Annotated in this window: 9 protein-coding genes and 1 pseudogene; 7 read left to right on the top strand and 3 right to left on the bottom strand. The window is 64.8% G+C overall.

The features are described from left to right. The first annotated feature begins 256 nt into the window (after positions 1 to 256). From ACSKB8_RS07355 to ACSKB8_RS07385, 7 genes and pseudogenes are all read left to right on the top strand, one after another. Positions 257 to 1411 (top strand): iron-containing alcohol dehydrogenase, encoded by a 1155-nt coding sequence (locus ACSKB8_RS07355; protein WP_438103458.1) that lies wholly within the window; start codon positions 257 to 259, stop codon positions 1409 to 1411. 19 nt (positions 1412 to 1430) lie between these two features. Further along, positions 1431 to 2822, top strand: coding sequence for an AMP-binding protein (locus ACSKB8_RS07360; RefSeq protein WP_438103459.1), 1392 nt, complete (start codon positions 1431 to 1433; stop codon positions 2820 to 2822). A gap of 382 nt (positions 2823 to 3204) precedes the next feature. After that, positions 3205 to 4803, top strand: coding sequence for an ABC transporter substrate-binding protein (locus tag ACSKB8_RS07365; RefSeq protein ID WP_438103460.1), 1599 nt, complete (start codon positions 3205 to 3207; stop codon positions 4801 to 4803). Between the two features lie 35 nt (positions 4804 to 4838). Further along, complete coding sequence (locus tag ACSKB8_RS07370) at positions 4839 to 5786, top strand: ABC transporter permease (protein ID WP_438103461.1); 948 nt, start codon at positions 4839 to 4841, stop codon at positions 5784 to 5786. 193 nt (positions 5787 to 5979) lie between these two features. Further along, positions 5980 to 6872 (top strand): annotated as a pseudogene (locus tag ACSKB8_RS07375) (ABC transporter permease). Then, the gene (locus tag ACSKB8_RS07380; RefSeq protein WP_438103462.1) at positions 6872 to 7879 is read left to right on the top strand and encodes an ABC transporter ATP-binding protein; all 1008 of its coding nucleotides are present in this window, start codon (positions 6872 to 6874) and stop codon (positions 7877 to 7879) included. The pseudogene ACSKB8_RS07375 and the gene ACSKB8_RS07380 overlap by 1 nt, the downstream one beginning before the upstream one ends. Beyond that, positions 7876 to 8862, top strand: coding sequence for an ABC transporter ATP-binding protein (locus tag ACSKB8_RS07385; RefSeq protein ID WP_438103463.1), 987 nt, complete (start codon positions 7876 to 7878; stop codon positions 8860 to 8862). Before ACSKB8_RS07380 ends, ACSKB8_RS07385 begins: the two co-directional genes overlap by 4 nt. Positions 8863 to 8991: 129 nt before the next feature. Here the strand turns inward: ACSKB8_RS07385 and ACSKB8_RS07390 are convergent, their stop codons facing one another. From ACSKB8_RS07390 to ACSKB8_RS07400, 3 genes are all read right to left on the bottom strand, one after another. Continuing rightward, the gene (locus ACSKB8_RS07390) at positions 8992 to 10968 is read right to left on the bottom strand and encodes an acetyl/propionyl/methylcrotonyl-CoA carboxylase subunit alpha (RefSeq protein ID WP_438103464.1); all 1977 of its coding nucleotides are present in this window, start codon (positions 10966 to 10968) and stop codon (positions 8992 to 8994) included. Continuing rightward, positions 10965 to 12581, bottom strand: a complete 1617-nt coding sequence (locus tag ACSKB8_RS07395; protein ID WP_438103465.1) for an acyl-CoA carboxylase subunit beta — start codon at positions 12579 to 12581, stop codon at positions 10965 to 10967. Before ACSKB8_RS07395 ends, ACSKB8_RS07390 begins: the two co-directional genes overlap by 4 nt. A 144-nt stretch (positions 12582 to 12725) precedes the next feature. Beyond that, positions 12726 to 13592, bottom strand: coding sequence for a 3-keto-5-aminohexanoate cleavage protein (locus ACSKB8_RS07400; protein WP_438103466.1), 867 nt, complete (start codon positions 13590 to 13592; stop codon positions 12726 to 12728). Between the last annotated feature and the right edge of the window lie 158 nt (positions 13593 to 13750).

A 13750-nucleotide genomic window follows, 5' to 3' on the forward strand; every position in this document is an offset into this window, starting at 1 on the left:
TCACCCTCCCCTGGAGGGGGAGGGTCGATCGCGCGCAGCGCGAGCGGGGTGGGGTGATCTCTCCACTCGGGCGCTGTTCATCGCGGAGAGACCGTCACCCCACCCCGGCACACATTTTCGCTTCGCTCAATGTTAGCCGACCCTCCCCCTCCAGGGAGGGTTAAGAAGAGGCCCAGCGTCTTCGCGCATGACGGGCCGCAACTGCTCGTCTAGACTACCCTTACAAAAACAAGACGAATTGTCCGGGAGGACAAGCGTGCACCAGGGACGTGTCGTTTATGGCGCGATCGAGGAGGTCGTGTTCGGCCATCCCGCAGCCGAGGCCATCGTCGCGCAGATGGACCGGCTGGGAACACGCCGCGCCTTTCTGATGGTCTCGGGCACGCTCAACCGGCAGACCGACGAGATCACGAAGATCAGGGAGGCGCTCGGCGAGCGCTGCGCCGGGTTGTTCGACGCCATGCCGGCGCATACGCCGCGCGAGGCGGTGATCGCCGCTACCCATGCGGCGCGCGAGGTGAACGCGGATCTGATCGTCACCGTCGGTGGCGGCTCCATCACCGACGGCGCCAAGGCGGTGCAGCTGTGCCTCGCCAACGGCATCGATGATATCGGCGGCATCGAGCGCATCCGCGTGCACAAGGGCGTCGCACCCGAGATGACCGCGCCGACAGTGCGCCAGATCAGCGTGCCGACCACGATCGCCGGCGGCGAGTTCAGCGCGATCGCGGGCGTGACCGACCGCAGCACGAATGTGAAGCAGATGCTACGGCATCCGCTCATGGTACCGCGCGCGACCATCCTCGATCCCGCGATCACCGTGCACACGCCGGAATGGCTGTTCCTGTCCACCGGCGTCCGCGCCGTCGATCATTGCGTCGAGGCGATCTGCTCGCGCGAGACGCACCCCTATGCCGATGCGCAATCGGTGAAGGGCCTCGCCATGCTCGCCGACGCGCTGCCGCGGGTGAAGGCCGATCCTGCCGATCTCGACGCGCGGATGGATGCGCAGATCGGTACCTGGCTGTCGATGGGCGCACTCGCAGCGGGCGTACCGATGGGCGCGAGCCATGGCATCGGCTACGCGCTGGGCGCCGCCTTCGACGTGCCGCACGGCTACACCTCCTGCGTCATGCTGCCGGCGGTGATGCGCTGGAATGCGCCCGACAATGCGGAGCGCCAGATGATCGTCGCGGCCGCCATGGGCTTTCCCGGCCGAAATGCCGCCGACGTGCTCGATGCCTTCATCCGCTCGCTCGGCATGCCGCGCAGCCTCGCCGAGGTGAACGTGTCGCCGGAGCATTTCGACGCCATCGCCGAACAGGCGATGCGGACGAATTGGATCCCGCACAATCCGCGCAGGATCGACAGCCCGGCGCAGGTGCGTGAAATCCTGCTTCTTGCCGCATGATCCAAAAGCCGGAGGACTGATGTACCCAGGTCAGCATGCCCGCCTACGGCCGCTCCAGCCTGCCTTCATCATGGCGGCGACGGGCGAGACCGTTACCTATCGCGAGCTGGAGGCACGCAGCAACCGCCTCGCGCATCTGTTTCGCAGGCACGGCCTGAACCGGCTCGATCATTATTCGATCTTCATGGAGAACAATTCGCGCTATCTCGAAGCCTGCGGCGCAGGCGAGCGCTCTGGCCTCTACTACACCTGCATCAACTCCTTCCTGACACCGGGCGAGCTCGCCTATCTCCTCGTCAACAGCCAATCCAAGATCCTGATCACATCGGTGGCGAAGCTCAACATCGCGCGCGAGGCGATCCAGGCCTGCCCCGACGTCAAGCTCTGCATCGTTGCCGATGGCCCGGGCGAGAGCGACCGCATCGTCGGTCTTGCGGAGGTGACCGCCGATCTGCCGACGACGCCGATCGCAGACGAGTGGCTCGGCACCGCGATGCTGTATTCGTCGGGCACGACCGGACGGCTCCGTATGGGCGGCACCGTGATCATCATGGAGAGTTTCGATCCGGAGCGTTACCTTGAGCTCGTCGAGCAATGGGGCATCACCCACACCCAGCTGGTGCCGACGATGTTCTCGCGCATGCTGAAGCTGCCGGAGGAGGCGCGAAAGCGCTACGACCTCTCCTCGCTGGAGATCGCGATCCACGCCGCGGCGCCCTGCCCGGCCCTCGTCAAGGACGACATGATCAAATGGTGGGGCCCGATCATCCATGAATATTACGGCGCTACCGAGGGCCTCGGCTTCACTGCCTGCAACAGCGAGGAGTGGCTGGCCCATCGCGGCACCGTCGGCAAGGTGCTGCTCGGCGACCTCCACATCCTCGACGAGAACATGAGGGAGTGCCCGACCGGCACGCCGGGCCAGGTCTGGTTCAAGACCGCCTCGCCGTTCGAATATTTCAACGACCCGGAGAAGACCCGGGAGGCGCGCTCGGCGGACGGCAGCATGAGCACGGTCGGCGACGTCGGCTATGTCGACAAGGACCGCTTCCTCTACCTCACCGATCGTGCGACCTTCATGATCATCTCCGGTGGCGTGAACATCTACCCGCAGGAATGCGAGAATCTGCTGATCACCCACCCAAGGGTCGCCGACGCCGCGGTGTTCGGCGTGCCCAATGCCGATCTCGGCGAAGAGGTGAAGGCGGTGGTGCAGCCGATACCGGGCGTGGTGCCGGGCCCTGCGCTGGCGGAAGAGCTGATCGCGTTCTGCGCAAAATCGCTGTCGCGGCAGAAGGTGCCGCGCTCGGTCGATTTCGAAAAGGAATTGCCGCGGCTACCGACGGGGAAGCTGTACAAGCGGTTGCTGCGGGATAGGTACTGGGGGAACAAGGCATCGCGGATCGTGTGAGGCGCAGCCACACTCAGCCGTCGTCCCGGGGCGCGACGAGGTCGCCGGGACCCATAGCCAAAGGGAACAATCGTCGCGCGAGCAGGCAACTCCGAGTCTTCGCCAAACCACTCCCGGTGGCTATGGGTCCGGGATCGGCGCGCGCTTGGGGCGCGCTTGTCCGGGACGACACCGGAGTTTGTTGATGTGGCTTGCGCCCCAACATCGATACAGGAACCGTCCTTTCGCACCTGCACTCTCACATCGTGAGAGAATGAACCCTGCGGCCTTCCGTCATCCGAATTGTCGAGAGCGTGGACGGCCTTGCCGGTTGCCTCCCTCCACGCCCATCGCTATCGTCCCCTCAAACAGGCCAAAAGGCCGATGTCCAGGGAGGACGAGGATGCGGAGCGTGCGGGCGCTCGCCGCGACGGCGGCGCTATCTTTGCTGGCGTTTTCGACCATTGCGCTTGCCGGCGAGCCCAAGCAGGGCGGGATCCTGCGGATGTATCATCGCGACAGCCCGGCCAATGCGTCCATCCTCGAGGGCGCGACCTATTCGATCAACGTGCCCTTCATGGGGGTGTTCAACAATCTGGTCATCTATGACCAGCACATCGCGCAGAACAGCCCTGATACCCTGAGGCCAGAGCTGGCCGAGAGCTGGTCCTGGAGCGGCGACAACAAGAAGCTGACCTTCAAACTGCGCCAGGGCGTCAAATGGCATGACGGCAAGCCGTTCACGTCGGCCGACGTCAAATGCACTTTCGATCTCCTGATGGGCAAATCGCAGCAGAAGCTGCGGCAGAATCCGCGCAAGGCCTGGTACAATGAGGTCAACGACGTCAGGCCGAACGGCGATTTCGAGGTCTCCTTCGACCTGAAGCGGCCACAACCGTCGCTGCTGGCGATGCTCGCATCCGGTTATACGCCGATCTACCCCTGTCACGTCTCGCCGGCCGACATGCGCACCCATCCGGTCGGAACCGGCCCGTTCAAGTTCGTCGAATTCAAGGCCAATGAATCGATCAAGCTGACGCGAAACCCGGACTACTGGAAGAAGGGCCTGCCCTATCTCGACGGCATCGAGTACACGATCATCACGAACCGCTCGACCGCGATCCTCGCCTTCGTCGCCGGCAAGTTCGACATGACCTTCCCGACGCACATCACCATCCCGCTCCTCAAGGATATCAAGTCACAGGCGCCAAACGCGATCTGCGCAGTCGAGCCGACCAACGTTTCGACCAACATCATCGTCAATTCGACTTCCGCGCCGTTCGACAACATCGACATCCGCCGGGCGATGGCGCTCGCGCTCGACCGCAAGGCCTTCGTCGACATTCTGTTCGAAGGCCAGGCCGATATCGGCGGCACCATGCTGCCGCCGCCGCAGGGCATCTGGGGCATGCCCAAGGACAAGCTTCAGACCATTCCAGGCTATGGCCCGAACGTGAACGCGAACCGGGAGGAGGCGAAAAAGCTGATGCAGAAGGCCGGCTACGGCCCCGACAAGCACCTCGCCGTGAAGGTCTCGACACGCAATCTCGCGGAATATCGCGATCCCGCGGTGATTCTGATCGACCAGCTCAAGAGCATCTATATCGACGGCGAGCTCGACGTCGTGGAAACCGCGAACTGGTTCCCGAAGGTCGCACGCAAGGATTATATGCTCGGCCTGAACCTGACCGGAAATTCCGTCGACGATCCCGACCAGTCATTCTACGAGAACTACTCTTGCGGCTCGGAGCGGAACTACACCAATTATTGCAACAAGGAGATCGAGAAGCTGTTCGACGTGCAGTCGCAGGAGATCGACGTTGGCAAGCGCAAGCAGCTGGTCTGGGACATCGACAAGAAGCTGCAGGAGGATGTCGCCCGCCCAATCATCTTCCATGCGCGGGCCGGCACCTGCTGGCAGCCCTATGTCAAGGGGATCACGATCATGTCGAACAGCTCTTATAACGGCTTTCGCTATGAGGACGTCTGGCTCGACAAGTAACGCGGGCGGCTGAGGCGTTCGACAGGAGGCGGTGCATGTTTGCCTATCTGGTGCGACGCCTGTTCCTGATGCTCGTGACCCTGTTCGGGATCTCGATCGTCATCTTCCTCCTGCTGCGCGTCGTCCCCGGCAACATCGTCGACATCCTGTTCGCCGCGGCCGGCTATGTCGATCCCGCCGACAAGGCCAATCTGGAGAAGGAGCTCGGCATCGACCAGCCGTTGATCGTGCAATATTGGCACTGGATCAGCGGTCTTCTGCGCGGCGACTTTGGTTATTCCTACGTCTCGGAGAAGCCGGCGCTTCAGGAGATCCTGCCGCGGATTCCGATCACGGCGCGGCTTGCTGGCCTCGCGCTGTTGTTCTCGGCGTCCATCGGCATCCCGCTCGGCGTCATCAGCGCCGTGAAGCAGGGCACCCGGCTCGACTATGCGCTGCGTGTCGTCAGCCTCAGCGGATTGTCCCTGCCCTCGTTCTGGCTCGGCCTTTTGATCCTCACCGCATCGGTGGCAATGTTCGGCCAGATGCCGATCTTCAATCCCAATCCGCAGACCTGGCTCGAGGCGTTTGCCACCTATGCCGTGCCGGCCGCCGCCGTCGGCTTCCGCAGCGCCGCGCTGACCATGCGCATCACCCGCTCCTCGATGCTGGAGGTGCTGCGGCAGGATTATATCCGCACCGCCCGCGCCAAGGGCGCATCCGATGCCGCCGTGAACTATCACCACGCGCTGAAGAATGCGATCCTGCCGGTCATCACCGTGATCGGCATCGAGGCGGCGTTCCTGATCGGCGGCCTGATCGTCACCGAGACCGTGTTCAACATCCCCGGCGTCGCCCGCTTCCTGGTCGAGGCGATCCGCTGGCGCGATTATCCGATCGTGCAGAACCTCGTGATGTTCATCGCGGTCGTGGTCGTGTTCGCGAATTTCACCGTCGACATGCTCTACGCGGTGTTCGACCCGCGCATCAGGTACACGGATTAGCCACATGATGTTTGCCAGCTCAGCGCATGCGCATTCTTCGCCTCTCCCCGCCTGCGGGGAGAGGCCGGATCGCATCGCTAGATGCGATCCGGGTGAGGGGACTCTCCGCGAGTCCAACTCTCACCTCCCCCGCGGAGAGCCCCCCTCACCCCGACCCTCTCCCCGCAAGCGGGGCGAGGGGGAAGGTAGCAGCATGGCCACGATCGACTTCGACGTTGAACTGAGGCGGGCCGGGGCGCATGCGACCGGCGGCTGGCGGCGCGTGCTGTTCATGGCGCAGCGGCACGTGCTTGGCGCGGCCGGGCTCGTCATCATGACGGTGTTCGTGCTCACCGCAATCTTCGCCGACTTCATCGCGCGCTACGATCCACTGACGGTCGATTCCGCCCGCGCGCTGGCCCGCCCGAGCCTCGCGCACTGGATGGGCACCGATTCGTTCGGCCGCGACGTGTTCAGCCGCATCATCCACGGTGCACGGATCTCGCTCGCGGTCGGGCTTGGCTCCACAGCGCTCGGCGGCTCGATCGGCGTGATCGTCGGCCTCACCTCCGGTTATCTCTCCGGCTGGGTCGACCTCGTGTTCCAGCGCGTCTCCGACGTTCTCCAGGCGCTGCCCCTCTTGGTGCTGGCGCTGGTGATGACCGCCGCGCTTGGCCCGTCGCTGCCGAACGTGATCATCGCCATCGCCATTCCGCTGATTCCGACCGTCGCGCGCGTCATCCGCGCCAACACGCTGGCACTGCGCGAGCAGCCCTTCGTGGAGGCGGCAAAATCGATCGGTATGAGCGAGATGCGGATCGCGCTGCGCCACGTGCTGCCGAATACGCTGGCGCCGCTGATCGTGCTGGCGACTGCCCAGCTCGGCTCGACCATTCTCACCGAGGCTTCGCTGTCCTTCCTCGGCCTCGGCATTCCCGAACCTTATCCGTCGTGGGGCGTATGCTCTCGGAATCGGCTGCCGAATATGTCCGCACTGCGCCGTGGCTGGTGATCTTCCCGGGCATCGCCATCAGCCTCGCCGTGTTCGGTGCCAATCTGTTCGGCGACGCCCTGCGTGATATCCTCGATCCCCGGCAGCGCGGCTGATGGCAGACAAATCCGACCTCGTGCTCGACGTGAAGAACCTGAAGACGGTGTTCTTCACCAATTCGGGACTCTTCAAGGCGGTTGACGACGTCTCCTTCACCGTGAGGCGCGGCGAGACGCTGGCGATCGTCGGCGAATCCGGGTGCGGCAAGAGCGTCACGGCGCTGTCGCTGATGCGGCTGGTGCCTGATCCGCCGGGCCGCATTGTCGGCGGCTCCGTCACGCTCGAAGGCACCGATCTGTTGGCGCTGGATGAAGCGAAGATGCGTGCCGTCAGGGGCAACCGCATCTCGATGATCTTTCAGGAGCCGATGACCTCGCTCAATCCGGTGATGCGGATCGGCGACCAGATCGTCGAGGCGGTGCGGCTGCACCGGAACTTGTCGGCCAGGGAGGCCGCGGATATCGCAGTCGAGATGCTGCGGCTGGTGCGGATTCCCGAGCCGGCGCGGCGCGCACGGGAATATCCGCACCAGCTTTCCGGCGGCATGCGCCAGCGCGCGATGATCGCGATGGCGCTGGCGTGCCGGCCGGCGCTGCTGATCGCGGACGAGCCGACCACCGCGCTCGACGTCACGATCCAGGCGCAGATTCTGGCGCTGATCCTCGACCTTCAGAAGGAGCTCGGCACCGGGCTCGTGCTGATCACGCACGATCTCGGCGTGGTCGCGCAGACCGCGCAGCGCGTGATCGTGATGTATGCGGGCCGCAAGGTCGAGGAAGCCAGCGTCGAAGCGCTGTTTGCCGCGCCGAAGCATCCCTATACGCGGGGGCTGATGGCTTCGATTCCAGCCGTGCCGGCGTCCGGCGTCGCCGCGCCGCCGCGGCTGAACGAAATTCCCGGCACCGTGCCGTCGCTGGTGCGGCTGCCGAAAGGCTGCGCCTTCGCGCCGCGCTGCCCGCTCGCGATCAAGCGCTGCCAGGACGAATATCCGCCGCTCGCCGATTGGGGCGGCGGCCATCTCGCGGCCTGCTGGCGCGCGGAGGAAGTGGCGGAGGTGGCATGAGCGAGGCGCTGCTCGAGGTCACGGACTTGATCAAGCACTATCCCGTGCGTGCGGGCGTGCTGCGCCGGCAGGTCGGCACCGTGCACGCGGTCGATGGTGTCTCGTTCGCGCTTGGTATTGGCGAGACGCTTGGCCTCGTCGGCGAATCCGGCTGCGGCAAGTCGACCGTGGCGCGCAGCGTGCTGCGGCTGGTCGAGCCGACCTCCGGCCAGATCCGCCTGGAAGGCGAGGACATCACCCATCTCTCGAAGACGGCGCTGCGGCCGCACCGCCGCTCGATGCAGATCGTGTTCCAGGATCCGTTCGCCTCGCTCAATCCGCGCATGACCGCGGGCGACATCGTCGGCGAGCCGCTGGCTGTGCATGGGCTCGCCACCGGCAAGGCGTTGGAGGCGCGCGTCGCGAGACTGTTCGAGCAGGTGGGCCTAAGACCCGACCAGATGCGCAACTTCCCACATCAATTCTCCGGCGGCCAGCGTCAGCGCATCTGCATCGCGCGGGCGCTTGCGCTGGAGCCGCGGCTGATCGTCTGCGACGAGCCGGTCTCCGCGCTCGACGTCTCGATCCAGGCGCAAGTGATCAATCTTTTGATCGACCTGCAACGCCGGCACGGCTTCTCCTATCTCTTCATCGCGCACGATCTCGCCGTGGTCGCGCATATCAGCCACCGCGTCGCGGTGATGTATCTCGGGCGGATCGTCGAGATCGCCGACAAGGACGAATTGTTCCGCAACCCGCGGCATCCTTACACGCAGGCGCTGCTCGCCTCGGTACCGGTCGCCAATCCGCTCGCGAAGAAACTTGCGCCGCTGGTCGATGGCGACGTGCCGAGCCCGGTCAATCCGCCCTCGGGCTGCGCATTTCATACCCGCTGCCGGTTTGCGATGGAGCGGTGCAAGACGGAGCGGCCGGCGCTGGTGGAGGCGGCTGGCGGACATCGGGTGGCGTGTTTGCTCAATGAGGGGACGGGGCGACCTCTCTAATGTCGTCCCGGCGAAGATCCGTAGGGCGGGCAAAGCGATGCATGCCCACCATCCCAGACGCAACCGCCGCACGACGGTGGGCACGGCGCTATGCGCCTTAGCCCACCCTACGATGCTGCACTCGCTGCCCTAACCCGCCCCGATCTCCACCACGATCCTGCCCGTGGTCACCTGCTCGCCCTCGGCGACGTCGATCGCCTCAACCACGCCGTCAATGCCGGCCTTGTGGACGTGCTCCATCTTCATCGCTTCCAGCGTCATGACCGGTTGATCGGCAGTAACGCGATCGCCCGGCTTGACCAGGACGGCGACGACGCGGCCATTCAGGGCAGCGCGGACCTTGCCGTCACCGCCATTGCTTGCGGCAGCCTTCGGCGCGGCTAGCGTGAGATCATTTACCGCGAGCGGGATACCGCGATGCTGGAGGTAGAGCCGGTCGCCATCGCGCAGGAATCTTGCGCTGTCCATTACGCCGTCATGGCGGAAGCGGATGGCGTCGGGATCAAGCTCATCGATTTCGAATTTGTCTTCCCGGGCGTCGGTAGCGATTGTGTAGCTGCCGTCGCGCTCGCGGGTGACTTCGAGTTCGTGTATCTGGCCGGCGATCTCGATTTTCGCCGGCAGTGGGAACGTTGCCGCGAGGCTCCGTCCATCACGCCACGATGGTGCCTGCGGGCTGGTGACGTAGAGCAGAAGGCCCGCGAGCGCGACGCTGAATGCGCTGTTCGCACGCGGCGCCAACAACTCGTCGCGATGCGCGCCGATGAACGCCGTCGTCGCCTCGCCTTTGGCAAAGCCGGGGTGACGCAGGCACGACATCAGGAACGCCTGGTTCGTGGTCACGCCGAAAGCCGTGAGCTGCTCCAGGCCGACGATCAACCGCCCCCTCGCCTCCTCACGCGTGGTGCCATGGCTGATCACCTTGGCGATCATGGAATCGTAGAACGGCGGGATCTCCGTATCCGACTGCAGCGCATGCTCGATGCGGATACCGTCCGGCACCTGCCAGCGCGCCATGCGGCCGGACTGCGGCATGAAATCATGTGCGGCATCTTCCGAGCAGAGTCGCACCTCGATGGCGTGGCCCGAGAACCGGATGTCCTGCTGCTTCACCGGCAGCGGCTCGCCGCGCGCAACGCGCAGCTGCAGCTCGACGAGATCGAGCCCGGTGATCGCCTCGGTCACGGGATGCTCGACCTGGAGCCGCGTGTTCATCTCCATGAAGTAGAACTCGCCGCTCGCATCGAGCAGGAATTCCAGCGTGCCGGCGCCCTCATAGCGCAGCGCCTTCACGGCGGCGACCGCGACCTCGCCCATTTTCGCGCGCAGCTCCGGCGTGACCGCGGGCGACGGCGCCTCCTCGATCAGCTTCTGGTGCCGCCGCTGCACCGAGCAATCGCGCTCGCCGAGATGGATCGCGTTGCCGTGGCTGTCGCCGAACACCTGGATCTCGATATGGCGCGGGTTCAGGATGGCCCGTTCGAGGATGACCGTGGGATCGCCGAACGCGGCCTTCGCCTCCGACCTTGCGCTGCGCAGGGCATCGGGGAAAGATGCGGCGTCGGTGACGAGCCGCATGCCACGTCCACCGCCGCCGGCCACCGCCTTGATCATCACGGGGAAGCCGATCTTTTTGGCCTCCGACAGCATCACCTCGTCACCCTGGTCGACGCCCTGATAGCCAGGCACGACCGGCACGCCCGCCTTCCTCATGATGTCCTTGGCGCCCGCCTTGTCGCCCATCGCCTCGATCGCCTGCGGCGACGGTCCGATGAATACGAGGCCGGCCTCCTTGCAGCTTCTCGCAAAATCCTCGTTTTCCGCGAGGAAGCCGTAGCCGGGATGCACGGCGTCCGCGCCGCTTGCTCTGGCTGCGGCGATGATCGCGGGGATGTTGAGATAGGAGTGCGCCGGCACCGCTTCGCCGATGCGCACGGCCTGATCCGCCTGCCGCACGTGGAGCGCATCGCGATCGGCATCCGAATAGACCGCGACGACGCCGAGGCCGAGTTGCCGCGCGCTGCGCATCACGCGTAGCGCGATCTCGCCGCGGTTGGCAATCAGGACCTTGAAGAACGGCCGGTGCTGCACTGATCCGTTCCTCATGGGCGAGCCACCGAGAACTGCATGCGCTGGGGTGTGCGTGCATCGCCCTCGCGGCAGATTGCGAGCACCTCTGACAGGACCGCGCGGGTGTCGCGCGGGTCGATCACGCCGTCGTCGAGCACGCGCGCGCTGGTCGAGAACACGTCCATCTGGCCGTCGAACACGCCGATGATCTGCGCCTTCATGGCCTCGAGCTTGTCCTTCTCGACCGGTTTGCCGCGGCGCGCAGCGGCGGCCTCGGTCACGATCGCCATGGTTTCTGCAGCCTGCTCGCCGCCCATCACGGCGGTCTTGGCGTTCGGCCAGGAGAAGCAAAAGCGCGGATGGAAGCCGCGCCCGCACATGCCGTAATTGCCGGCGCCGAACGAGGCACCGCAATAGATGGTGATCTGCGGCACCGTCGCCGAGGTCACCGCCTGGATCATCTTCGAGCCGTGCTTGATCATGCCGGCTTCTTCATAGGCCTTGCCGACCATGTAGCCGGTGGTGTTGTTCAGATAGAGCAACGGCGTGCGGGTCTGGCAACAGGCCTGGATGAAATGCGTCGCCTTGTTGGCGCCGGCGGGATCGAGCGGACCGTTGTTTGTGATGATGCCGATCGCCTGGCCCTCGATGCGGGCATGACCGCAGACAGTGGCGGGGCCGTAGTTCGGCGCCATCTCGGTGAAGTCGGAATCGTCGACGATGCGCGCGATCACCTGTTTCATGTCCACCGGGCGCTTGTGGTCCATCGGCATGATGCCGAGCAGCTCGTCCTGGTCGTAGCGCGGCGGCTTGAACTGCGCAGCCACCCTGCCCGGCCGCTCCCATTGTAGCGCCGCCATAATCTCGCGCGCGATGCGAAGTGCGTCGCGATCGTCCTCGGCGAGATAGTCGCCGAGACCGGAGACCTGCGTATGCATCTCGGCGCCGCCGAGCTCTTCCTCGGTCGCGATCTCACCGGTCGCAGCTTTCAGGAGTGGCGGCCCCGCAAGGAAAGCGCGGGTGCGGCCGCGGACCATGACGATGTAGTCGGAGAGACCCGTCTGATAGGCGCCGCCGGCGGTGGACGATCCATGCGTCACGGTGACGACGGGCAATCCCGCAGCCGAGAGCCGTGCGAGATTGCGAAAGATGTTGCCGCCGCGGACAAAATCCTCGACGCGATAACGCAACAGATTGGCGCCGGCGCTCTCGACCAGCTGGACGTATGGCAGCTTGTTCTCCAGTGCCAACTCCTGCACCCGCAGCGTCTTGTCGAGACCGTAGGGTTGCAGTGCACCGGCATCGATACCGGAATCACTGGCGCTGACCATGCAGCGGACGCCCGAAACAAAGCCGATGCCGGCAATGACGCCGCCGCCGGGCACGCTCTTGGCCGGATCCGAAACGTCGAACATGTAGCCGGCGAGCGTCGACAGCTCAATGAAGGGCGCGCCGGGATCGAGCACCAGCGCGACGCGCTCGCGCGGCAGCAGCTGGCCGCGCTTGTGGAAGCGGTCCTTTGCTGCGGCGGACGCCGCACGCGTGCGCTCTTCCAGCGCGCGCATGCGGTCGATCAACGCAAGCATGCCGTCGCGGTTGGCGTGGTAGGCGGCGCTGCCGGGGAAAATGGTGTTTTCAATGACAGACATGACTTGATCCTGCTCGTCATTGCGAGGAGCTCGCGACAAAATTGCGAAGCAATTTTGCGCTGATGTGACGAAGCAATCCAGACTGCATCCGCGGAGAGATTCTGGATTGCTTCGCTGCGCTCGCAATGACCGTGAGGCGATACCTTACCGATTCGTCCCAAAGATCTTCCGCGCCTCGGCGGGGCTTGCGATCTCGCGGCCGGCGCGGCGGGCGCAGGCGGCGACGGCTTCGATCAGCTGGCCGTTCGACGTCACCTTTTTGCCGTCGGCAAGATAGAAGGTGTCTTCGAGGCCGGTACGCAAATGACCGCCGAGCTCGGCGCAACGCTGGTGCAGTGGCCAGATCTCTTCGCGGCCAATGGCGGTGACCTGAAAATTCGCTTCGGGCCGCTTCAGCTTGATCAGGATCGGCAGCAACTCGGGATCAGCAGGCATGCCCGAGGCGACGCCCATCACGAAGTTATATTCGAGTGGCCCCTTGTACATGCCAACCTGATGGTACATGCCGACGCAGCGGACGATGCCGACGTCGAAGCATTCGAACTCGGGGATGGTGCCGACCGCGTTCATGACGTCGAGATAGTCCTTCACCTTCTCGACCGCGTTGTCGAACATCATCGGCGGCCAGGCCCAGGTGTTGTCGGCCTTGACCTTCAGATAGTTCAGCGAGCCGGCATTGCAGGCCGCAATCTCCGGCCTGGTCTCACGGATGCAGTCGAGCGCGCCTGAGTAGTTCGGCCCTGACACCCCCGAGGTGTGGTTGATGATCACGCCCGGACAGGCCTCGCGGATCGCCTGCTGAATCTCCTTGCTGACACTGACCTCCCAGGACGGCAGATGTCCCTTGTTCGGCGCCTGCTGGCGCAGATGGATGTGCATGATGGACGCGCCGGCATCGAACGCAGCCTTGGCCTCGCGCGCCATCTCTTCGGGCGTCACAGGCACGTTGTGCTGCTTCGGATCGGTGAGCACGCCGTTCAGCGCGCAGGTGATGACGGCCTTGTCGCTCATGCCTTGACGCTCATGACTTGGATGTCTCGCAGGTTGAGAATTCAACGCTTGCGATCATGTGATGGGCGGCATGCGGCTTCTTGCGCGGAGAAGCTAGCTAAGGACGAGCTATCGTAGGGTGGGCAAAGGCGCTTTGCGCCGTGCCCACCACATCTCGG

This window comes from Bradyrhizobium sp. BR 1432 (assembly GCF_051547705.1).
In the GTDB taxonomy this organism is placed as follows: Bacteria; Pseudomonadota; Alphaproteobacteria; order Rhizobiales; family Xanthobacteraceae; genus Bradyrhizobium; species Bradyrhizobium zhanjiangense.